The organism is Serratia sp. HNCC26DJ244 (assembly GCF_057180565.1).
Genome location: NZ_JBXUGO010000008.1, coordinates 126,086 through 148,353, shown reverse-complemented (window position 1 = coordinate 148,353; position 22,268 = coordinate 126,086). Strand labels below are relative to the sequence as shown.

The window sequence follows — 22,268 nt, the reverse complement described above, 5'->3', positions numbered from 1 at the left end:
GTACGCAGGGTTCCACCAGGTGCTGGGGCAGTCAGTAAGGTCAACAGACAGGCTCCCCCTCATTCAAGGAGGAGAAGCCATAGATTATCAATAATCTCGTTAGTAAAGGCCCAAAATCTTCCACCATGCCAGACCGACAGTTAACAACACCACCTGATTGACCACGCTACAAACAAACCCGGTACTCCACCAGGTGGCGGTGGGAACATAGCCAGGGGCAAATAAAATTGGCCCGCGTGCATGGGTGTATTGTGTCAAAGAGCATGAGAAGCTACTGGAAAATGCCAACATCAGAGCCATTGGCATACTTGGGATCCCCAGTTGGATACCTAATGTGAGGAAAACTGAGTATAGCGCGACAATTTGCGCATTCCCGCTAGCAAAGAAATAGTGCGCATACAGATACACTGCATTCAATACCACCAATAGCACTATCCAGTTACTGTTACCTGCCAGGCCGCTCACTTCCTGGCCGACCGTGTTGCCAAACCATGACATAAAGCCCAAGTCTTTCAATTGATCTGCCATCATTAATAGCGCAGCAAACCAGATCAACGTATCCCAAGCCCCTTTTTCAGAAATCACATCTTTCCAGCTTAATACACCACTCAGTAACAGCAGGGATAAACCAATAAATGCCCCAGTGGTTGGGTCGATGTTTAACACTTTGTAAAAAATCCACAGAACCAGCAGCACAACAACCGTGCCTGCCATCATCCACTCTGGTTTTGACATTCCCCCCATTTCTGCCAGCTGTTGTTTAGCCAACTTTGGAGCATCAGGCGTGTGTTTGATTTCGGGTCTGGCAGTAAAAAAGTAGATAACCAGCGGGATAAGGATAAAAGAAACCAGGCAAGGAACCACCGCAGCCACTAACCAACCGGTCCAGGTCAAAGTAATATTTTCATTCGCGGCTAGTTTTACAATCAATAAGTTACCGGTAAAGGCTGTCATAAACATGGCGGAAGTAACATCGTTGATATTCCCCATGCAAGTCACCAGAAAAGTGCCTATTTTTTTACGTGAAGCGTCATCAGGCCGGGATTCAAAGCTACGTGCCAATGAGTCTGCGACGGGATAAAGAACCCCACCACAACGAGCCGTATTACTCGGCATAGCAGGAGCCAGAATCAAGTCAGCCAATGCCAAACCATAAGCTAAGCCTAAGGTTCTTTTCCCTAACAGGGTAATCAGTATCAGGGAAATTCTACGCCCCAGGCCGGTTTTAATGAATCCTCGCGCGATAAGAAACGCCACAACAATCAGCCAGATTGTTGAGTTATTCATATTTCTTAAGCCGGTTTTAATCGCATCAGCGGCGGTGGCATCTCCACCGGCATTGAGGACAACATAAACGGTGATCGCAATGATGCCAACAGCACCAATCGGTAGCACATTAATAACAATGCTGATGATCGTAGCAACAAATAATACCAGAGAATGCCAGGCGGCCAACTTCAGACCTTCAGGTGGCGCGATATTCCAGAATATTAATGCCAGAACGACGATGATAGTTAAAGGCAACCATTTAACATTACTTACCATAATAACACTCCTATTTGTTACAATAGCGCAGCATTTGTTTTTCGACTCAGTTAATAACCTAGCAAGTCTGACTTGAGGCAGGAAATAATATAAAAATATATATGCCTCTATTTTTTTGTTTTATTATTTTATACCCGTCATATATCAAGTCGCTTAACAAGGAGTATAAACCGGAGGGCGATCTTATGCTTTCTTCTCATCTCTGCTGTCAGATAGCAACTTGTCCAGAATATCACTTTCCGATCACCAGCTGGGCCAGTTCACCATTCTGGTTGTGCATTGCAGTGATGGCATCGGTCAGTTGAGGGGATCCAGGGCTCGGTAAAGCAAAAGGTAAATGCTTTTCTTGGTCTGGTGCGAAAAAGCTTTGTGCATGCAGGTGACGTGGTCAGGCCGTGGTCAAATCCGTTCCTGACCAGCTTGCGCTTCCCCCGCCACCTGACTCCATCCGTCAGAGCCCCGCTCCTTGGGGTAAACCGCAGGCAGTGTTCAAAACGCGATGCGTTTTGTCCTGCAACTTCACTGAGCTTGGGTATATAATCGCACAAATTATTCAACGAATTTGGAAACCAAGATGACAAAGCTCACCTTACAAGAGCAGTTGCTAAAAGCGGGATTAGTGACCAGCAAAAAAGTGGCCAAAGTCCAAAGAACGGCTAAAAAGTCACGAGTTCAAGCTCGTGAGGCAAGAGAAGCGGTAGAAGAAAACAAAAAAGCACAACTTGAGCGTGATAAACAGCTTAGCGAACAACAAAAACAAGCTGCGTTGTCGAAAGAATATAAAGCTCAGGTGAAGCAACTGATTGAAATGAACAGAATCGTTATTTCAAAAGGCGATATTGATTTCAACTTCACAGATAATAATTTGATTAAAAAAGTAGCAGTGGATAAGCCAACCCAAGCTCAGTTGATCAATGGCCGCCTCGCCATTGCTCGTTTGGTTGTTGATAGCAGTGGTGGCAGTGAATACGCCATCATCCCCGCCAGCGTCGCTGATAAAATTGCGCAGCGAGATGCCAACAGCATTGTATTAAATAGTGCGCTAAGTCAGGAAGAGCAAGATGAAGACGATCCGTATGCCGATTTTAAAGTACCCGATGATTTAATGTGGTAATTAATTTTGTGGATGCGGATGGTGAAAAGCCCCAAGGGGCTTTTCATTAAGGTTTATCTTCACTCAGGGCATATGGAAAAACGCACGTTTATTCTGGATAGGTAAATTATCTGTTTGTTTTTTTATGAACTGACAAGATACAACTTATTGAGCAATTTGACTCCCCCCGAAATAAACAGAGGAATACAGCATGCAGAGTTTGTTTTCTTTGACAGCAGGTGCCTATGTACGTTGGCATAATTTACCGGGACAGGGTATTCCAATAGTATTTGTCCACGGCCTTGGATGCGCTTCTTCTTATGAGTACCCACGAATTGTGGCGGACCCGGCATTTGGTGGGCAACGCGCCATATTGATTGACCTTCTTGGATATGGTTTCAGTGATAAACCTCGTGATTATGATTACAGCATTGCACATCAGGCAGAAGTTGTTATTGAAGTAATCAATGAATTGAAGCTCCCACATTGCCATATCTATGGTCACAGCATGGGGGGCAGTATTGCGATTGAAGTAGCCGAACGATTGGGTGAACGGATAGGTAAACTGGTGGTTTCTGAACCTAACTTTCATGCAGGTGGTGGTGTATATAGCCGCCTACTAGTGGAGAAACCGGAAGCTGAATTTATCTCGCAAGTGTACGATAACATATTGGCAAACCACACATCCCCTTGGAAAGGTTCGGCCCAAAATGCAGCCCCTTGGGCAATGTGGCGAGGCGCTAAAAGTCTGATTGATGGAGCCTCACCGTCATGGATGGAAACTTTCCTCAATCTGTCCTGTGCACGTGCACTGATTTTTGGTGAACAATCATTACCGGACAGTGACTTTGAGTATGTCAGTCATAAAGGTATATCTGTAGCAACAGTGCCACAAGCAGGACATTCTATGTCGTGGGAAAATCCGTCTGCACTGGCTATTGTGTTGCACAAGGAATTTAGCCAGGCATGAGGTTTACTTTTAGTTCTTAACTGGCTGGCAGATTTAACAGCACCTTACTGCAGAACACTTCATGCGCTCCCCAGTCGGAGAGTTGGTCGAAAATTCAGTTGTTCGGTAAAGCCGAACAACTGCCAGCAATTGAAAAAATATCAACTGCAATATGCAGTATATTTGTAATGAAAGAGGAAAAAAAATGAGTACCATACAAATCCGTATAGATGAGGAATTAAAAAGAAATGCATACTATGCGTTTGAAAAACTTAATATTTCCCCATCCGGTGCATTACGGTTATTTCTACGTTATGTCGCTGAGCATGAAAAGCTGCCGTTTGCTGAGGTGTCTGTGATAGTGGGCGAGCAAGATGAAGATGCCGATATTCTGGCGGTGGTTCGTGAACGCTTGAAAACTCCAGCCAAACGGATAAAAGTAGATCTTGATGATAGCTAATATTGAGTTTTACGCATGTGCATTAAAGGAGGCAAATTATACACACCATTCGTCTGAAAAAGGTTGCCGATTCAGTCATGCTGACGGTGCCACCAGCGCTGCTCAATGCCCTTTCGTTGGGCTCAGGTAGCGAAGTAGGTCTGAGGCATGCTGATTGTTGAACCGCGCCGATACCTGCAGGATGCGCTCACTGAACGGCTAGCGCAGTGTGACCCACCAGTTGAACTCAGTGCAGAAGAGCGTGAATGGATTGATGCACCTGCCGCTGGCGGTGAGGTAACCTGACGAGGAAAGAGGTGAAATCCGACCTTACAGGTTCAATACCGAGGGAGACGCCATGTAAGCGGCAATATGCTTATCTCCCTCTAACGCCAAAATCATCACTCCCTGATGTTAATAAAAACCTTGCTTAAGGCCGCTCACCTTTTTGCAAGCGACTATTGATATCGGCAATCACTGGTAAAATATCTGCCAAGGTGTCGATAACATAGTGTGCGCCTGCTTGTTGCAGCTTCGCCTTGGCTGGTTCTCGCCGGGCGGTGATCGCTTGTTCACTCATGGTCTGATATTCCTCCCAGGTGGCGCCAAACTCATTGCCGGAAACCGCCAGCCCTAAGGTCCACATACCGGCGTTGAGCCCTTCGGTAATCCCCGGTACCGAATCATCCACCTTGATGCAACGATGCACGCCATCAATACCCAGCTCAATCACGTTGGCAAGTGCCATCCAGGGGCCAGGGCGACCGCCTGCTTTCAGGTCGTCGCTTGCCACCCAATAATCTGGCTTATATCCCTGTTCTGCGGCAGCAGGGACCAGTGCCTCCATCACTTGGCGCGGGTAGCCAGAGCAAGAACCGATGCGCATCCCCTGTTGTTGCAACATCGCCAGCACCGGTAATACCCCGGCAATAGGCGTGGCAAAATTGGTCACTGCCTCAATTTGCAGCGGCATAAAGGTGCGATAGAGGTGCTCCACCTCTTGGTCACTCATCGGGTGGCCAAAACGTTCCTGCCAGCGGCTATCTACCGATGGCAAACGCCCTAAAGCGGTAATATGAGCGCGTTTTGCTAATCCCATCGGCTGACGGGCTTCATCCAGGCTCACCGGGAAATCATAGGCACGGGAAAAGGCTTCAACGAAGATGGAGGTAGGGGCAAAGGAACCGAAATCGACCACGGTGCCCGCCCAATCCAGGATCAGTGCTTGTACATCAGACATGGGAATACTCCTGTTCAACGGTGGTTTCAACCTGGCTCAATGCCAGATCAAGAATAGCAATGGCACGCGCAAGTTCGGCGCGGCTAATGGTGAGCGGTGGTGACAGTTGGATCACATTGCCCTGCGAGACTTTGAAACTGAGCCCAAGTGACAAGCAACGATAGAGCAGTTGTTCTGCCTCTTTGGTTGCTCGTTCACGGCTTTGCTGGTTACGCACCAGGTCAAGCGCCCATAGCAGGCCGATCCCCCTCACTTGACCGATCAGCGGGTGACGGTGAGCCAACTTGGCTAATTCATCTGCCATAAAGTCCCCATCGGCAACCACTTTGGCGAGAAGCTGTTCCTCGCGGATCACCTCAATGGTGGCCAAGGCCGCAGCACAACCGATGGGGCTTTTCTCATGGGTATAGTGACCCAGGGAAATCGCCGCCGCCTGATTGAAACGATCCCGGGTGATCAGGGCAGCAAAGGGCACGATGCCCCCGCCTAATCCCTTCCCCAGGCAGATGATATCAGGCTCAATACCAAAGTGTTCGAAGCTGAACCAGTGCCCGGTGCGCCCCAGGGCGTTGGGGATCTCATCAACAATCAACAACACACCATGGCGATCGCAAATATCGCGGATGCGTTGCCAATACGCCTTGGAGGGCACCTGTACATCGGTATTGCGGATAGGTTCGGCGATAAAGGCCCCGATTCCACCCTCTTTTTCAATCACATATTCGAGGTAATCGGCATAGTGCAGGTCTTCCCCTTCGCCACGATACCAAACCCCGCGATAGCGAGTCGGCGGTGGAATACGCTCCACCCCCGCCATCAGCGGCCCCATGCCAGCACGGAAGCAGGCCTCTCCGCCGACGGCAATAGCATCAAGGGAGGCACCGTGGAACGCATCCCACAAAGAAACCACTTTGCTGTTGCCGGTAATAAAGCGGGCCAGTTTGAGGGCTATCCCCACCACTTCGCTGCCACCAGGGGCAAACAGCACCCGGTTAAGGTCACCGGGTGCCAATTCAGCGAGGGTGCGGGCGCACTCAATAGCGATAGGGTGAGTATAACGCCGTGGCACAAATGGCAGTGATGCCAGTTGCTGTTGTACCCGTTTCACCACCTTGGGGTGGCCGTGCCCAAGTTGGTGCACGTTGTTACCATGAAAATCAAGATATTGCTTACCTGACTGGCTGGTGAGGAGCGCGCCTTCAGCAGCCGTCAGCACATCAAGGCAGGGCGTTGATAGCGCCTGGTGGAGAAAGTAGCGGCTATCTTCAGCCAGGGATTCACCAGTGGCTGCGATTTGTTCGGCCCACCACTGTTCCCGCGCCGCACTTTGGTTGATATCCCCTTCCGTGTCCGCCCCACCAGCGGGTAGTATCAACGGGTGTTTCACGCGTTGGCTTCCAGCCAGTAGCTGGCTTGCTGTATCGCCGCCAGTAACTGGTGAATTTGCTGTGGGGTGACATTGCCGATATTGCCGATGCGAAAACAATCCGCTTTCGAGACTTTGCCTGGATAGATCACAAACCCCTGTGCTTTGAGGCGCTGGTAAAAATCGACAAAACGGTAATCGGGATGAGCCGGGGAATAGAAGGCGGTGATAATGGGGGATTGCCACTCCTTGGGCAATAACGGTTCAAAACCGAGCGCCTGCATTCCGGCTACCAGCGTGTGTTGGTTTTCCTGATAACGTTGATAGCGTGCGCTGATGCCGCCTTCTTCATCCAACTCGCGCAACGCCTGGGCAAAGGCTAATACTGTATGGGTCGGGGAGGTAAAACGCCATTTTCCCCCTTGTTGTTCCATGGTTTGCCACTGGGCATGAAGGTCAAGAGAGACTGAACGGGCTTTACCGGCACAAGCGGCCAAGGCGGCGCGACGGGCAATAACAAAACCAAAACCCGGTACGCCCTGAATGCACTTGTTGGCTGAGCTGATAAGAAACTCGACACCAAGATGGCCGATATCAAAAGGAATGCCGCCAAAGCTGCTCATTGCATCGAGGATCAGGCGGATCCCATGGCGTTGACAGAGGCTGGCAACCTGTTCCAAGGGGTTCAACATACCGGTGGTGGTTTCGCAGTGAACCATGGCCAGATGGCTGATTTCAGGGTGCCTTATCAACAGTTCTTCCAGATCCTGCACCTCTGGGCGGGCGGTTTCACCACAATCCAGCACCCGATGGTTCAGCCCCAGACATTGAGCCATCTCCACCATCCGGGCACCGTAGGCACCGTTGTTGACAATCAGCACGCAGTCATCAGCACCCAATGCGGACCCCAGTACGCTCTCTACCACATAGCTGCCACTGCCTTGCAGTAATACCGCGCTGTAATCGTTGGCAAATTCCGGGCTGGTTGCCAGGCGCACCAGTTCACGGCGGATGGGCTCCACCACGCCAAGATTATAGTCAGCATCCCAGGTACAGCTGTCTTGTAACATCGCCGCTCGCACGGAAGCCGTGGTGGACAGAGGGCCCGGGGTCAACAATAGATAATCGACAGCCTCTTGTGTAGGGGGAATATGGGTCATCATTACGCTCTCTTTTGGTATAGACCAGAATAAAGCCATTGTGAGCAACTTATTCGACCAGGTCAAAGGGGGTGCCTATCGTGCAACAAAAAATTCATGTTTCACGCCCTTGATGAGATAAGCTCTCTGTTCCGGCTTTATTGGTTATTACTGGTCTTGACCAACACCAAGGTTCATCATGACGAAACCGCAATACCTGCAAATCAAAGATGCTCTTATCACCCAGATCCAGGCCGGGGGATTGGTAGCCAATGACCGCCTCCCCTCGGAGCGGTTGTTGTGCGAACTCTATGGCACCACCCGGGTGACCATCCGCGAAGCATTAGTCCAGTTGGAGGCCAATGGCCTTATTTATCGGGAAGATCGCCGGGGCTGGTTCGTCACGCCGCCGCGCTTTCAACTCAAACCACGGCATACCTCCAATTTTCACCAGATAGTGCGTGAACAGGGCGGTGAACCGCGCACCGAATTGCTGGAAAAGGGCCGTAAAGCCGTCCCACCGTTTCTGCTTAATCGGCTGTTACTCAAGCCATTTGACAGTATCTTCCTGCTCAAGCGGTTGCGTTTTGCCAATGAGCGGGCAATCTGTTATTGCGAGAACTACTGCCTGCCTGAACGCGTACCGGGCCTGTTAGATCTCAACCTTAATGGCAGCTTGACTGAGCTTTACCAGAGCCATTACGGGTTACATTACGCCCGTATGCAGGTGACCTTTTACCCCACGGCGCTACCGGATGAGGTTGCCAGCCATTTAGGGGCCACAGCGGGGCTACCGGCACTTCGCTTGGAGAGACTTAACTTCGATCAGCATGGGCTGGTACTGGATTTTGACCTGGAGTATTGGCGTCACGACAGCCTGGAAATTGAAGTGGATACCCAAGATTAAACGCATCAAGTTGTCATATTGACGTCACGGGGGTGTCATAAAGATCCCCTAATCTTTCTCCCATATCATCTGGTTTATACCAATTGTGTTGGAGAAAACATGAAACCGATAACTTCTTTGCTCATCACCTCACTGATTGCCGGTATCGCTGCACCGGCAGTGGCTAATACCGATCTGACCGTCTATACCGCCTTCGAGCCCGAGCAACTGGCTGAATTAAAAAGCGCTTTCGAGCAGCAACACCCGGATATTAATATTAAGTGGGTGCGCGATTCTACTGGGGTGGTTACGGCGCGACTGTTGGCAGAAAAAGCGCAACCTAAAGCCGACGCAGTATGGGGGCTGGCCGCCACCAGCCTGATGCAACTCGATCAACAGCAAATGCTGGCAGGGTACGCCCCTAAAGGGTTGGAGAAACTGGATAGCCGTTTCCGTGACGACAAGGCACAACCTCACTGGATTGGGCTAGATGCCTTTTTCAGCGCCATTTGCTTTAACGAGGTAGAGGCTAAAAAACAAGGGATCCCTGCCCCAGAAAGTTGGGCTGATCTCACCAAGCCTATCTACAAGGGTAAAGTGATCATGCCTAATCCCAGCTCTTCGGGTACTGGCTTCCTAAGCGTCGCAGGTTGGTTACAGACCATGGGGGAACAGCAAGGCTGGCAGTTTATGAATGACCTGCACCAGAATATCAGCCGTTATACCCATTCAGGTTCAGCGCCTTGTAAACTGGCGGCCAGCGGTGAAACGGTGGTCGGTATCTCGTTTGATTTCCCTGCTGCAAGCCTTAAGGCTAAAGGTGCCCCCATTGAAGTGATCTTCCCCAAAGAAGGCTCTGGTTGGGATATGGAAGCCGCCGCTATCATCAAAGGCACCCGCAAGTTGCAAGCCGCGCAGCAGTTGCTGGATTTCGCGGCAACAGAACAGGCTAACAGGCTGTATAACAAGTCGTTCGCTGTGGTTGCCATCCCACAGGTGGCACAAGCTCGGCCAGGTTACCCGGCTGATATCAACAGCCAGATGATCAAGAATGATTTTGCCTGGGCGGCCCGCGAGCGTGACAATACACTGACCCGCTGGAACTCTAACTTCTCTGGCAAGACTGAAGCTAAAAAATAAGTGGGTTGTTACCGCACAGGCTGACCATCGTCAGTCTGTGCTGGTTATCTCACCCTTGGTTAGTCGCGCCTTAATCAGCTTGTCACTGTTTATTCATGGCATCGTCATATTTCAACGCTAAATTGGTATAGACCAAAAATAGCCGCGAGCCTTGCCATGACCCAGCCCTATCTGGATATCAAACACCTTAACAAACACTTCAAGGCCTTTCAGGCACTCAAAGATATCTCCCTGACTGTAAAGAAAGGGGAATTTGTCTGTTTTCTCGGCCCCTCCGGGTGTGGAAAAACCACCTTATTACGGGCGATCGCCGGGCTTGACCTGCCAGACAGCGGTGAAATCTGGCAAGGGGGGCGCGATATTTCACAGCTCCCTCCGCAGAGACGGGATTTTGGCATTGTATTCCAGTCTTATGCCCTGTTCCCTAATCTAACGGTGGCGGAGAACATTGCGTTTGGGTTGCGAAATCAAGGGCTCGATAGTCAGGTAATAAAAGAGCGAGTGGACCACTGGATCGCCTTGATTGGCCTTGGTGCGCAGTCGAATAAATATCCGAGCCAAATCTCAGGTGGCCAGCAACAGCGAGTGGCCTTAGCCAGGGCTTTGGCTTTATCACCGGGGTTATTGCTGCTTGATGAGCCCCTGAGTGCCCTCGATGCGCTGGTACGTACCCATCTGCGTAGTGAAATTCGTGCCCTGCAACAACGGTTGGGGATCACCACGATTATGGTGACTCACGATCAGGAAGAAGCGCTCACTATGGCGGACCGCATTGTGGTGATGGAACATGGCACCATTGTGCAAGTCGGGACGCCGCAGGAGATCTACCACCATCCCGCAAGCCGTTTTGTTGCCAGCTTTGTTGGCAGTATGAACTTTCTCGATACGCAGGTACTCAATGCTCAGCAAGTGCGTCTTAACGAGCAGCCGCTGCCGCTGACCAATCATGCCGCTGCCGGCAGTACGTTGCAGGTGGCTATCCGCCCTGAAGCTATCAGCCTGGCACCACCAGCGCAACAAGGGCTACAAGCCAGGATTGAGCAAGTGGAGTTTCTCGGTTCTGCCCAGCGGTTGATCTGCCTGGCCGATACGCTAATGGGCCCCCAGCGGCTGCTGGTACAACTCTCTAACCATGAAGGTCAAGACTGGCGCAGTGGCATGGCGTGCTCTCTGCACTGGCCCACCAGCGCTATGCAACCTTTTTATGGGAAAGCCGCATGACACAGCATCTTGTTACCACCGCTCCTCGTTATTCAATCTGGCAACGGTTATGGGGTAGTTGGAGCCGCGATAAGGGCCTACAGTTGATTCTGTTGCTACTGGGGATTGCCTTGTTTGCAGGTGGGCTGCTGTTCCCGGTGCTCGCCATGCTGCAAAAAAGCCTGCAAGACAGTGACGGTAGCTGGGTCGGCTTTGCCAACTTCCGTCATTATCTTGCCACCCCATCGCTGGGACGTACCATCAGTAATACCCTTTCGCTTGGCTTGAGCATCACGCTATTGGTGGTCACTGTCGCCTTTGGTTATGCCTATGCGCTGACCCGCACTTGCATGCCTGGGAAATCCCTGTTCCGCTTGATTGCTCTTATTCCTCTCCTGATGCCCTCATTGTTACCGGCTATCAGTCTGGTTTACTGGTTTGGTAACCAGGGGATTGCCAAAGGGTTATTGGGTGATGCGAGCATCTATGGCCCCATTGGTATCGTGATGGGTCTCAGTTTTTGGTGCTTTCCTCATGCCTTGATGATTCTTATTACTGCTCTCAGTCATAGTGATGCACGCCTTTACGAGGCGGCCAAGGTGCTCGGTAGCCCTGCCTGGCGAACCTTTTTCACCGTGACGTTGCCTGCTGCTCGCTATGGTTTGCTCAGTGCGGCGATTGCCGTTTTCACGCTCACTATCTGTGACTTCGGGGTGGCAAAAGTTATCGGCGGGCAGTTTAGTGTGTTGGCGACGGATATCTATATCCAGGTTGTTGGGCTGCAAAACTTTTCACTGGGTGCGGTGACCAGCGTCATCCTTTTGCTGCCAGCACTATTGAGCTTTGCCCTGGAGCACCGGGTGCGCAGTAAGATGCAGGAACAGAGTAATAGCCGGTCAGTTCCCTATCAACCAGCACCACATCGCTTGCGGGACTTACTGGCTCTGCTTTGGTGCAGCCTGTGGGCGCTGCTGTTTTTCGCCCTGGTGGGGATGGCCATCTATGGATCGCTGGTACAGTTCTGGCCTTATAAACTCAATTTGACGTTAGATCACTACGCCTTTAACAGTAATAGTGTTTATGGCTGGCAACCCTTTATCAATACGCTAAAACTGGGGGCGCTCACGGCCATCAGTGGAACGGTTATCATCATGGTCATCGCCTGGGTGCAAGAGAAAGGGCAGTATTTCGCCCCGTTGCGCCACCTCATCCACCTGCTTGCCATGCTTTCGCTGGCAGTACCCGGGCTGGTGCTGGGGTTGGGCTATATCTTCTTTTTTAACCGTGCTGACAGTTTGCTAAGTGCTCTATACGGTATTTTGCCGTTGATGGTGCTCTCTTGTGTGATCCACTACTACACGGTGGGCCATATGACCGCGCTGACCAGCCTGAAGCAGTTACCGAAAGAGCTGGAGCTGGTTGCCATCTCTTTGCGTATTTCGCAGTGGAAAACATTCTGGCGGATCACCCTGCCAGCCTCACTGCCTGCTTTATTGGAAATTTTCATCTACTTGTTCGTCAACGCCATGACCACCACCTCGGCGGTGATCTTCCTCTACTCCAGCGACACGGTGTTGGCTTCGATTGCGGTGCTAAATATGGAGGATTCCGGGGATACCGCCACCGCTGCCGCCATGGCAACGTTAATCTTGCTGGCCGCCGCTACGGTTAAGCTTATTCAGCTTGGCCTCAGCCGCGCACTGTTGGAAAGAACTCAGCGCTGGCGCCAGAGATAAGAGATAAGAGATAAAAGATCCGCGAGAGTGAGGTCCCCCTCTCGCGGCATCGGCGGGAAAGGCATCAACGGTGAGACTAAACTAACCTCCTTTATCGGGTAATACGCGCAATAAAGCACACATTATGCTTAACCAATAAAAAACTGGAGCGGTAGGCTTGGCGCGTGTTTTTAGCAAAACCCGAATAACCCGACTTCATGCGGTAGAAACGTTTGAGCATAGCCAAAATTTTCGCAGCTTGATTGGCGACGGGTGTAGATAAGGAATATTTAAGATGAAAGAAGTATACAAAGGAATGACTCGCGAGCAATTAGACGCTGCATACAATAATACTAAAGCCGTTAAAAACTTTGCCGAGCTATTAGGTGAGTTTCAGGCCAGAAGCAAAAAATTATATTCAGAAAAGAGCTCACAAAGAAACATACCTTATCACTCATCCCCAAGAACCACCTGCGACTACTTCCCTGCCGACAAAAAAGGGTGCCCTACCTTTATTTTTATCCACGGCGGCTATTGGCAGAACTGTAACAAAGAGGATTTTGCCTTTATTGCCAACGGCATTTTAAATGCAGGGATTAATGTTATTCTCGCCGAATACACTTTAGCGCCCGATGCATCAATGACACAAATAGTTAGCGAGATTGGCCTACTCTTAGATTACCTCCATCAGCATCGTGCTGAATTTAATATTACCCAAGGTAAAGTCTGTCTTGGTGGCCATTCCGCCGGCGGCCATTTAACCGCTATTCACCGCAGCCACCCGCTGATTTCACATTCCATGCCAATCAGCGCGTTGATTGATTTACAACCTATCAGCCTGTGCTGGTTGAATCAGAAACTAGCATTAACCGGTGAAGAGATAGAGAAATACAGCCCCATCAATAAACTCACCCAAGGTAGACCAACCGCTGTTCATGTTGGTGGTGGGGAGTTACCTGAGCTGATAAGGCATTCTCAAGAGCTCTATGCCGGGCTTAAGGCTATTGGGTGTGATGTCACCTATCAAGAAGTGGGTCACGATGACCATTTTACTCAGTTGTATGAATTTGAACGCGCGGATGGTCTGTTGGTTAACTCATTGCAGGCGCTGTTCGAAAAAGCCTGACCGATGATTTTATTAAATAAATAGGAATATTGACTGACGCCGGATAAAAAAAGCCCCGCCATTACGACGGGGAAAATAGGGATGGTATTATGGCAAGGAAAAACAGGGTTTACTCAGTCGTACTCTACTTCTGGGCAGAAGTTCCTTGTAAACCAGAAATATGCTGCATACGTTGCTGATGCTTCTGGTCTAAAACATTTTTTTGCTCTGGTGTCAGCAGGTTATACATTTGGTTGCGTATCCGGGCCAATTCGACCTGGTGTTTTACCTGCTGATGAACCATCTTTTCCGCCTGGTCGTGCACGGCGGCTTCATCAAATTTATTTGCCGTCACCAGTTTATACATGGTGTCTATTTCTACTACATTAACCCCTGGCGGGTCGTCATGACCCTGGCGCATTAAGTCGCGCATTTGCTGGCGTTGCTGTTCAGTAAGGTCAACGCCATCAAATATGTGATTCTGACCTGAGGTTCCAAGTAAAAAGTCATCAACATAAGGCAGGTCAGTTTTCGGTGCAGCAAAAGCAGGTGTGCTAGAACCTATCACTAGCATTGATGCCATAACCACTGCGCCTACCTTAAACATTTGAGCTCCTCGCGCTTTCTGACTTTGCGAATCAACGAAGAGCAGTGTATCGCCGTACCTGCAAACATGCGTCAGTGCATGTAAAACTACGTAAAGTCATGGAATGCCAGCAGTTGATAGCGTATTTTGCCTTTGGAGGTAAAGCACAATGAATAAAATTCTGTTAGTTGACGACGACCGCGAGTTAACCTCGCTACTGAAAGAACTGCTCGAAATGGAAGGGTTTAACATTGTCGTCGCTTACGACGGTGAACAGGCGTTGTCGCTGCTAGACAGCTCCATCGATCTGCTGTTGCTCGATATCATGATGCCGAAGAAAAACGGTATCGATACCTTGAAAGAGCTGCGCCAGAATCACCAGACGCCCGTGATCATGCTGACAGCGCGCGGTAGTGAACTGGATCGGGTTCTTGGCCTGGAACTGGGGGCGGATGACTATCTGCCGAAACCGTTTAATGACCGCGAACTGCTTGCTCGTATCCGGGCTATTCTGCGCCGTTCCAACTGGAACGAACAGCAGCAGACTATGGATAACGGTGCCCCTACGCTGGATGTAGATGGCCTGCAACTCAACCCAGGTCGCCAAGAAGCCAGTTTTGATGGGCATGAGTTGGAGCTGACGGGTACCGAATTTACCTTACTCTATTTGCTGGCAAAGCATCTTGGGCAGGTGGTTTCCCGCGAGTTACTCAGCCAGGAAGTGCTGGGTAAACGTTTGACACCCTTTGATCGCGCGATTGATATGCACATCTCCAACTTACGGCGTAAATTGCCGAACCGTAAAGATGGTCATCCTTGGTTCAAAACCTTGCGTGGTCGCGGTTATTTGATGGTATCTGCTACATGATTAATAGTTTGACGGCACGCATCTTCGCTATTTTCTGGTTCACATTAGCGTTGGTGCTAATGCTGGTGTTGATGGTGCCCAAACTTGATTCACGCCAAATGACCTCATTGCTAGACAGCGAACAGCGGCAAGGGGTGATGCTGGAGCAGCACGTCGAGGCTGAGCTGCAAAACGATCCGCCCAATGACTTGATGTGGTGGCGGCGGCTGTTTCGTGCCATCGAGAAATGGGCTCCACCGGGCCAGCGCCTGCTGCTGGTCACCAGCGAAGGGCGAGTAATTGGCGCACAGCGTAATGAGATGCAGGTGGTGCGCAATTTCATCGGTCAATCAGATAACTCAGACCAACCGAAAAAGAAAAAGTATGGCCGAGTAGAGTTAGTCGGTCCTTTCTCGATTAGTGATGGTGAAGATAATTACCAGTTGTACTTGATCAGGCCCGCCAACAGCCCGCAATCAGATTTTATTAATCTGCTGTTTGATAGGCCATTAATGATGCTGATTTTCACCATGCTGATCAGCGCCCCGCTATTGCTCTGGTTGTCTTGGAGCCTGGCTAAACCTGCGCGCAAGTTGAAAAATGCTGCCGATGATGTGGCTCACGGCAACCTGAAGCAGCACCCGGAACTGGAGTCCGGGCCACAAGAGTTCCTGGCCACCGGAGCCAGTTTTAACCAGATGGTGAGCGCGCTCGAAAGAATGATGACTGCCCAGCAACGGCTGATTTCTGATATTTCCCACGAATTGCGCACCCCATTAACCCGTCTACAGTTGGCAACCGCGTTAATGCGCCGCCGCCACGGTGAAGGGCATGAGCTTGCACGGATTGAAATGGAAGCCCAACGCCTGGATTCAATGATTAACGATTTACTGCAGTTATCTCGTGGGCAGCAAAAGAGCGAACTGGCACGCGAACTAGTGAAAGCCAATCAATTGTGGGCCGAGGTGCTAGATAACGCCGGTTTTGAAGCCGAACAGATGGGGAAACAACTGGCTGTCACCGCGCCCCCTGGCCCCTGGACCCTCTATGGCAACCCTGCGGCGCTGGATAGTGCATTGGAAAATATTATCCGCAATGCCTTACGTTATTCTCATACGCAGATCGCCGTGGCATTTAGTGTTGATAATCAGGGTATTACTATCGTGGTCGATGATGATGGCCCCGGTGTCAGCCCGGAAGAGCGCGAACAGATTTTCCGGCCATTTTACCGCACCGATGAAGCCCGTGACCGTCAATCCGGTGGATCTGGTCTCGGTTTGGCCATTGTGGAAGCCGCCGTCAATCAGCATCGTGGCTGGATCAAAGCAGAAGACAGTCCGTTGGGTGGGTTGCGCTTGGTATTATGGCTGCCATTACATCAGCGTTAATCGCCAGCGTTACAAGATTTTGTTATTCTGCTCGCCTCGTCGTGAGAGGCTTTTGACATGCTGAATATCGTTTTATTTGAACCCGAAATTCCACCTAATACCGGCAATATTATCCGTCTGTGTGCTAATACCGGTTTCCAACTGCATCTGATCGAGCCGATGGGGTTCCCTTGGGATGATAAACGCCTACGCCGAGCCGGGCTGGATTACCATGAATTTGTCAGCATCAAGCGCCATGCCGATTATGCGACTTTCCTCGCCAGCGAAAACCCCCAGCGGCTCTTCGCGCTGACCACTAAAGGCACCCCAGCACACAGTGCGGTCAGCTACCAGGCTGGGGATTATCTGCTATTTGGCCCAGAAACCCGCGGCCTGCCCGCCAGTATTCTGGATGAGCTACCTGCACAACAGAAAATTCGTATCCCCATGCTGGCCCAGAGCCGTAGTATGAACCTGTCAAACGCTGTCTCGGTGGTGGTTTATGAAGCCTGGCGCCAATTGGACTACGCAGGTGCACTGATCAAAGAGTAGCGCGTACAGTTGATATTAAGCGAGAGCGGTGTTCAAAAGTGCACCGTGCTTTTATCCGGCAACTTGATTTCACTGGGGTATATACCCAAGTTCAAAGAAATTGCAGGTAGACGGCAAGCGCTGGTCCGCAGGGTGAACCTCATGGAAGAGGTTTATTAACCCCGATAAGCTTACATGGGTAAGTTATTCGGGTGAGCGAGCGTAGCCAACGCAGCGCCGCTGCCAACAACTCGAATTATTTAGTGTATAGCGCTAGATCCCGTCGCCATATTCAAATCCGTTATTGTCGCCATTGAAGTACTGGTCCATATCCATGGAGGGAGTATCACTTTCCGGGCGACCAACAATACGTGCGGGAACGCCAGCAACAGTGGTATGTGGCGGAACCGGCTGTAATACCACCGAACCCGCACCAATTTTTGCCCCTTTGCCGACTTCAATGTTGCCGAGGATTTTAGCCCCCGCGCCAATCATCACCCCTTCACGGATTTTCGGATGGCGATCACCCCCGGTTTTGCCTGTCCCCCCCAGCGTCACCGACTGCAGAATAGAGACGTTATTCTCCACCACGGCGGTTTCACCAATCACAATGCCGGTGGCATGGTCGAGCATAATGCCGCAACCAATGTTGGCGGCCGGGTGTATATCGACACAAAAAGCGACGGAGATTTGGTTTTGCAGATAAATGGCTAAAGCCTGGCGGCCTTGCTTCCATAGCCAATGACCAATACGGTAAGCCTGCAAGGCATGGAAACCTTTCAGATAGAGCAATGGCGTTGAGTATTTATCCACAGCAGGGTCACGCAAGCGTACCGCCAGAATATCGCGGGCGGCGGAAACAATCATCTGTGCATCAGAACGGTAGGCATCTTCCACCACTTCACGCACGGCAATCGCTGGCATGATGGGGTTAGCCAATTTATTGGCCAGAATATAACTCAGTGCACTGCCCAGATTTTCATGCTTGAGCAAGGTCGCATGAAAAAAGCTGGCCAACATCGGTTCACATTCAGCCAATGCCCTCGCTTCTGATTTAATATTGTTCCACACCTGTGCTAACTCTTCTGACGACATCCCTTTTTCTCCGCCTCAAATTCTCCGCCTCAAAAAAAACAGCCTTTCGCCATCACTTCAGCACCCGAGCAATACCTCGGGGATCAAACACTGCGCTTTTCGTCTTTCTTGGTACGCCCAAGCAGGCTCAATGCTGCCTCACGGGCATTTTTATCACAATACAGCACTTGGTAAACCTGCTCAGTAATGGGCATTTCCACCCCAAAACGCTGCGCCAGTGCCAATACTTCCTTGGTATTGCGGTAGCCCTCTACCACTTGACCAATTGCCTCTTGGGCTTCCTGTACTCCCATACCTTGCCCCAGCATAATACCGAAACGCCGGTTGCGAGACTGATTATCAGTACAGGTCAATACCAGATCACCCAGCCCAGCCATCCCCATAAAAGTGGCCGGATCGGCACCCAACGCTGAACCCAGGCGGCTCATTTCCGCCAAGCCACGGGTAATCAATGCGGTACGGGCGTTAGCACCAAAACCAATGCCGTCTGACATCCCGGCACCAATTGCAATCACGTTTTTAACCGCGCCCCCTAACTGCACACCGATAAAATCCGGATTACTGTACACGCGGAAACTTTTGCCACAATGCAACAATTGCTGCAGGTCATCGGCAAACTGTGGGTCCGTGGCAGCCAGCGCGATAGCCGTAGGCAGCCCTGCCGCCAACTCTTTGGCAAACGTTGGCCCAGAGAGCACCGCCAGTGGGATATCCGGCCCAAGCGCATCCCTTGCTACATCTTGCAGCAGGCGGCCAGTTTCGGTTTCTAGCCCTTTGGTGGCCCAGACAATACGAGCATCCTGACGCAGATGGGGCTTCAACTGACGCAGTACATCGCCAAAAACATGGCTGGGAACGACCACCAGCACATCTCGGCTGGCGGCCAGCGCACGAGCCAAATCGGTTTCAAGCAACAAAGTATCGGGGAAGGGGACATCAGGCAGAAACGCCTGATTGCAGCGTTCACGCTGCATAATTTGGATCTGTTCGGGGTTATGCCCCCAGAGCACGACCGGATAACCGTTACGTGCCAGTGTAATAGCCAATGCGGTGCCGTACGAGCCGGCACCGATGACAGTCATTGAAGCATTGACGCTACTCATCAGGCATCCTGACGCGGTTCAGCACCTTCCGTTCCCGCTGTTTCCGCCGCTTGCTGCTGCAAATAGCTCATGAACAGTGCGTCAAAATTGACAGGGGCCAGATTCAACTGCGGGAATGTACCGCGAGAAACCAGGTTGGTGATGCACTCACGCGCATAAGGGAACAAAATGTTCGGGCAGTATGCACCCAGGCAATGTGCCAACTGTGTACCTTCGATACCAGATACAGAGAAAATCCCTGCCTGTTGAACTTCACACAGGAAAGCAGTTTCTTCACCCAGAGAAGCGGTTACGGTAACACGTAGCACCACTTCGTACACCTCATCAGCCAGCAGAGTCGAGGCCGTGTCCAGATCGAGTTTCACTTCTGGTTGCCACTCTTGCTGGAATACCTGCGGAGCCTGTGGTGCTTCGAATGAGATATCTTTGGTATAAATACGTTGGATCTGGAAAGCCATCTCTGCGCTATTTTGTTCTGACATGTGTGTAATATCCTTGTTTAACTATATTTATTGTTTAACTATCTTTATTGACGCTCTGTGACTGGGATACCCCGTCAGCCAGAGCGAGTAAAAACTTACTTGCCGCGAGCCAACGGCAGGTTTTCACCACTCCAGCCCGTAATGCCGTCTTTCAAAGTATAAACGTTTTCAAACCCGGCTTTGCTCAAGTTTTCTGCTGGCGCGCGAGAGCTCGTACCATTGGCGCAAACCACAATCACAGGTTGAGCTTTATGCTTTTCCAACTCGCCAAAGCTGCCGCTTTTTATTTCGCTTGCCGTCAGGTTGATAGCGTTGGCAATATGGCCTTTACGGAAATCATCACGGCTGCGGATATCGACAATAACCGCGTCTTCTTTGTTAATCATTAGGGTAGCCTGACCTCGACCGATCTCTTTCACCTTAGAGAAACGGCTCTTGAAGGTCATGACGATCACAGCAATCAGTAAAGCGACCCAAGCCAGGCTCAGTATGGTGTTCCTACTAACAAATAGCATAATTTCTTGCAGCATGGGGGGTAACAACTCCCGTCAGTTAAGGGAAAATAAGTCAAGGCTTCAGAGTATACCTGCCGAATGCGGCAAATACAGCCAATAAGCAAGACCGGAATGCAGAAACTGCGGAGTAAATTGGAAAAATACCCTGAGGAGAGCCAGAAATGCACCGTCGTTAAGTGCATATTTGATCTCTCTGGGTTCTTTTTAGCCAGCTACGTTGTAGAATTACCCGGTTTGGGAGAGTGAATAGCCATCACTCCTGTGGGTTGATGGCTATTCACAACTTGTATACCTATCATCCTTCAAGTGACAAGCCGTTAATAGCTACTTGAAAGATGACACGTATAGCGATCATAAAAGAGGTTATTGCAATGTCGAGCACGAAAAAGCCCATGGTACTGGTGATCCTGGACGGTTACGGCTACCGGGAAGAGCAACAGGATAATGCGATCCTGAATGCCAACACACCCGTGATGGATCAACTGTGGCAGCAACAGCCACATACCCTGATTGCCGCTTCAGGCCTGGATGTCGGCTTACCCGATGGCCAGATGGGTAACTCGGAAGTGGGCCACGTTAACTTGGGGGCCGGGCGTATCGTGTATCAGGATTTGACCCGTCTGGACAAAGAGATTAAAGAGGGTGATTTCTTCACCAACTCAATACTGACCAACGCTGTCGATAACGCAGTAAAAGCGGGTAAAGCGGTCCATATTATGGGTTTGATGTCCCCAGGGGGCGTACATAGCCATGAAGACCATATTCTGGCCATGGTCCAACTGGCAGCACAACGGGGAGCCAAAGCGGTTTACCTGCATGCCTTCCTGGATGGTCGTGATACACCACCGCGCAGTGCTGAAAATACACTGAAACGTTTCAATGACCAATTTACCCAACTGGGTTGTGGTCGCATCGCATCGGTGGTGGGCCGTTACTATGCTATGGACCGTGATAACCGTTGGGATCGGGTGCAATTGGCCTATGATCTGATGACTCAGGCAAAGGGCGAATATACTGCCGATAACGCAGTCAGCGCACTGCAAGCGGCTTACGCTCGTGATGAGAACGACGAATTCGTCAAACCCACCGTGATTCAGGCCGCAGGTGAAGCCTCTGCCGCCATGAATGATGGTGATGCACTTATCTTTATGAACTTCCGTGCTGACCGTGCGCGTCAAATCACCCGTGCCTTTGTGAATGCCGATTTCGATGGTTTCCCACGGAGCAAAGTGGTCAAATTCTGTGATTTCGTGATGTTGACCGAGTACGCAGCCGATATTCAGACGGCCAGTGCCTACCCGCCAGAGTCACTGACCAATACCTTCGGTGAGTGGCTGATGAAACACAATAAAACCCAGCTACGCATCTCCGAAACCGAAAAATACGCTCATGTCACCTTCTTCTATAACGGCGGTGTCGAAGAGCCATTTAAAGGTGAAGATCGTCTGCTGATCAACTCGCCCAAAGTCGCCACCTACGATCTGCAACCAGAAATGAGTTCAGCAGAACTCACCAAAGAACTGCTGGCCGCTATCAACAGCGGTAAATATGACACCATTATCTGTAACTACCCGAATGGCGACATGGTAGGTCATACCGGCATTTACGAAGCCGCTGTCAAGGCGGTAGAAACTCTGGATAACTGCATCGCGCAGGTGGTTGATGCCGTGAAAGCCGTTGATGGCCAACTGTTGATCACCGCCGATCATGGCAACGCAGAACAAATGCGCGATCCCGCAACTGGTCAGGCGCACACCGCACATACCAGCTTGCCGGTACCGTTGATTTATGTGGGTAAAGCGGCCAAAGCAGTAGAAGGTGGCAAACTGTCAGATATCGCCCCCACCATGCTGTCATTGATGGGAATGGAAATCCCGCAAGAGATGACTGGTAAGCCGCTGTTCATCGTGGAATAATCCTTCTCC

General features: G+C 50.7%; 21 protein-coding genes and 1 pseudogene. 13 read left to right on the top strand and 9 right to left on the bottom strand.

The window, feature by feature from the left end:
• Positions 1-99 precede the first annotated feature (99 nt).
• Positions 100-1,545 carry a DASS family sodium-coupled anion symporter gene (locus AC2A06_RS09175; protein WP_484380072.1) on the bottom strand — a complete coding sequence of 482 codons (1,446 nt, stop codon included), beginning with the start codon at positions 1,543-1,545 and terminating at the stop codon, positions 100-102.
• A gap of 574 nt (positions 1,546-2,119) precedes the next feature.
• On the opposite strand from AC2A06_RS09175, the gene AC2A06_RS09170 reads away from it, so the two are divergent.
• The 4 genes and pseudogenes from AC2A06_RS09170 to AC2A06_RS09155 all read left to right on the top strand — a co-directional run bounded on the left by AC2A06_RS09170 (position 2,120) and on the right by AC2A06_RS09155 (position 4,332).
• Entirely contained in the window at positions 2,120-2,659 is a 540-nt protein-coding gene (locus AC2A06_RS09170) for a DUF2058 domain-containing protein (RefSeq protein ID WP_023492844.1), read from the top strand.
• A gap of 190 nt (positions 2,660-2,849) precedes the next feature.
• Positions 2,850-3,608: an alpha/beta fold hydrolase gene (locus AC2A06_RS09165; protein ID WP_484380071.1), complete on the top strand. Its 759-nt coding sequence runs from the start codon at positions 2,850-2,852 to the stop codon at positions 3,606-3,608.
• Positions 3,609-3,792: 184 nt separating this feature from the next.
• Positions 3,793-4,047, top strand: a complete 255-nt coding sequence (locus AC2A06_RS09160; RefSeq protein ID WP_484380070.1) for a type II toxin-antitoxin system RelB/DinJ family antitoxin — start codon at positions 3,793-3,795, stop codon at positions 4,045-4,047.
• 38 nt (positions 4,048-4,085) lie between these two features.
• A pseudogene (locus AC2A06_RS09155) lies at positions 4,086-4,332 on the top strand (AbrB/MazE/SpoVT family DNA-binding domain-containing protein).
• A gap of 124 nt (positions 4,333-4,456) precedes the next feature.
• On the opposite strand, the gene phnX reads toward AC2A06_RS09155, so the two are convergent.
• The 3 genes from phnX to phnW are packed head-to-tail and all read right to left on the bottom strand — an operon-like array spanning position 4,457 to position 7,795.
• Positions 4,457-5,266: a phosphonoacetaldehyde hydrolase gene (gene phnX, locus AC2A06_RS09150; protein ID WP_484380069.1), complete on the bottom strand. Its 810-nt coding sequence runs from the start codon at positions 5,264-5,266 to the stop codon at positions 4,457-4,459.
• Positions 5,259-6,653, bottom strand: a complete 1,395-nt coding sequence (locus AC2A06_RS09145; RefSeq protein WP_484380068.1) for an aspartate aminotransferase family protein — start codon at positions 6,651-6,653, stop codon at positions 5,259-5,261. Before AC2A06_RS09145 ends, phnX begins: the two co-directional genes overlap by 8 nt.
• Positions 6,650-7,795, bottom strand: a complete 1,146-nt coding sequence (gene phnW, locus AC2A06_RS09140) for a 2-aminoethylphosphonate--pyruvate transaminase (protein WP_484380067.1) — start codon at positions 7,793-7,795, stop codon at positions 6,650-6,652. Before phnW ends, AC2A06_RS09145 begins: the two co-directional genes overlap by 4 nt.
• Positions 7,796-7,970: 175 nt before the next feature.
• Here phnW and phnR point away from each other — a divergent pair, with 175 nt between their 5' ends.
• The 5 genes from phnR (at position 7,971) to AC2A06_RS09115 (ending at position 13,838) form a co-directional block, all read left to right on the top strand.
• Entirely contained in the window at positions 7,971-8,678 is a 708-nt protein-coding gene (phnR, locus tag AC2A06_RS09135; protein ID WP_484380066.1) for a phosphonate utilization transcriptional regulator PhnR, read from the top strand.
• Positions 8,679-8,777: 99 nt separating this feature from the next.
• The gene (locus AC2A06_RS09130; protein WP_484380065.1) at positions 8,778-9,797 is read left to right on the top strand and encodes a putative 2-aminoethylphosphonate ABC transporter substrate-binding protein; all 1,020 of its coding nucleotides are present in this window, start codon (positions 8,778-8,780) and stop codon (positions 9,795-9,797) included.
• Positions 9,798-9,953: 156 nt separating this feature from the next.
• Positions 9,954-11,018: a putative 2-aminoethylphosphonate ABC transporter ATP-binding protein gene (locus AC2A06_RS09125; RefSeq protein ID WP_484380064.1), complete on the top strand. Its 1,065-nt coding sequence runs from the start codon at positions 9,954-9,956 to the stop codon at positions 11,016-11,018.
• Positions 11,015-12,733, top strand: coding sequence for a putative 2-aminoethylphosphonate ABC transporter permease subunit (locus tag AC2A06_RS09120; protein ID WP_484380063.1), 1,719 nt, complete (start codon positions 11,015-11,017; stop codon positions 12,731-12,733). The genes AC2A06_RS09125 and AC2A06_RS09120 overlap by 4 nt, the downstream gene beginning before the upstream one ends.
• A gap of 274 nt (positions 12,734-13,007) precedes the next feature.
• Complete coding sequence (locus AC2A06_RS09115; RefSeq protein WP_484380062.1) at positions 13,008-13,838, top strand: alpha/beta hydrolase; 831 nt, start codon at positions 13,008-13,010, stop codon at positions 13,836-13,838.
• A gap of 124 nt (positions 13,839-13,962) precedes the next feature.
• Here the strand turns inward: AC2A06_RS09115 and cpxP are convergent, their stop codons facing one another.
• Entirely contained in the window at positions 13,963-14,424 is a 462-nt protein-coding gene (gene cpxP, locus AC2A06_RS09110; protein ID WP_023491255.1) for a cell-envelope stress modulator CpxP, read from the bottom strand.
• Between the two features lie 148 nt (positions 14,425-14,572).
• Here cpxP and cpxR point away from each other — a divergent pair, with 148 nt between their 5' ends.
• Genes cpxR through trmL form a run of 3 tightly spaced genes read left to right on the top strand, consistent with a single transcriptional unit; the run spans position 14,573 to position 17,169 of the window.
• Complete coding sequence (gene cpxR, locus AC2A06_RS09105; protein WP_023491254.1) at positions 14,573-15,271, top strand: envelope stress response regulator transcription factor CpxR; 699 nt, start codon at positions 14,573-14,575, stop codon at positions 15,269-15,271.
• The gene (cpxA, locus tag AC2A06_RS09100; protein WP_023491253.1) at positions 15,268-16,638 is read left to right on the top strand and encodes an envelope stress sensor histidine kinase CpxA; all 1,371 of its coding nucleotides are present in this window, start codon (positions 15,268-15,270) and stop codon (positions 16,636-16,638) included. Before cpxR ends, cpxA begins: the two co-directional genes overlap by 4 nt.
• Before the next feature lie 57 nt (positions 16,639-16,695).
• The gene (gene trmL / locus AC2A06_RS09095; RefSeq protein WP_023491252.1) at positions 16,696-17,169 is read left to right on the top strand and encodes a tRNA (uridine(34)/cytosine(34)/5-carboxymethylaminomethyluridine(34)-2'-O)-methyltransferase TrmL; all 474 of its coding nucleotides are present in this window, start codon (positions 16,696-16,698) and stop codon (positions 17,167-17,169) included.
• Between the two features lie 252 nt (positions 17,170-17,421).
• Here trmL and cysE read toward each other — a convergent pair whose 3' ends face one another.
• The 4 genes from cysE to AC2A06_RS09075 all read right to left on the bottom strand — a co-directional run bounded on the left by cysE (position 17,422) and on the right by AC2A06_RS09075 (position 20,358).
• Positions 17,422-18,243, bottom strand: a complete 822-nt coding sequence (cysE, locus tag AC2A06_RS09090) for a serine O-acetyltransferase (protein ID WP_473196400.1) — start codon at positions 18,241-18,243, stop codon at positions 17,422-17,424.
• 83 nt (positions 18,244-18,326) lie between these two features.
• Positions 18,327-19,346 (bottom strand): NAD(P)H-dependent glycerol-3-phosphate dehydrogenase, encoded by a 1,020-nt coding sequence (gene gpsA / locus AC2A06_RS09085; protein WP_484380061.1) that lies wholly within the window; start codon positions 19,344-19,346, stop codon positions 18,327-18,329.
• Positions 19,346-19,828, bottom strand: coding sequence for a protein-export chaperone SecB (gene secB / locus AC2A06_RS09080; RefSeq protein WP_037384815.1), 483 nt, complete (start codon positions 19,826-19,828; stop codon positions 19,346-19,348). Before secB ends, gpsA begins: the two co-directional genes overlap by 1 nt.
• 95 nt (positions 19,829-19,923) lie before the next feature.
• The gene (locus AC2A06_RS09075; RefSeq protein WP_473196403.1) at positions 19,924-20,358 is read right to left on the bottom strand and encodes a rhodanese-like domain-containing protein; all 435 of its coding nucleotides are present in this window, start codon (positions 20,356-20,358) and stop codon (positions 19,924-19,926) included.
• Positions 20,359-20,714: 356 nt separating this feature from the next.
• Here AC2A06_RS09075 and gpmM point away from each other — a divergent pair, with 356 nt between their 5' ends.
• Entirely contained in the window at positions 20,715-22,259 is a 1,545-nt protein-coding gene (gene gpmM / locus AC2A06_RS09070; RefSeq protein ID WP_023490538.1) for a 2,3-bisphosphoglycerate-independent phosphoglycerate mutase, read from the top strand.
• Positions 22,260-22,268 lie beyond the last annotated feature (9 nt).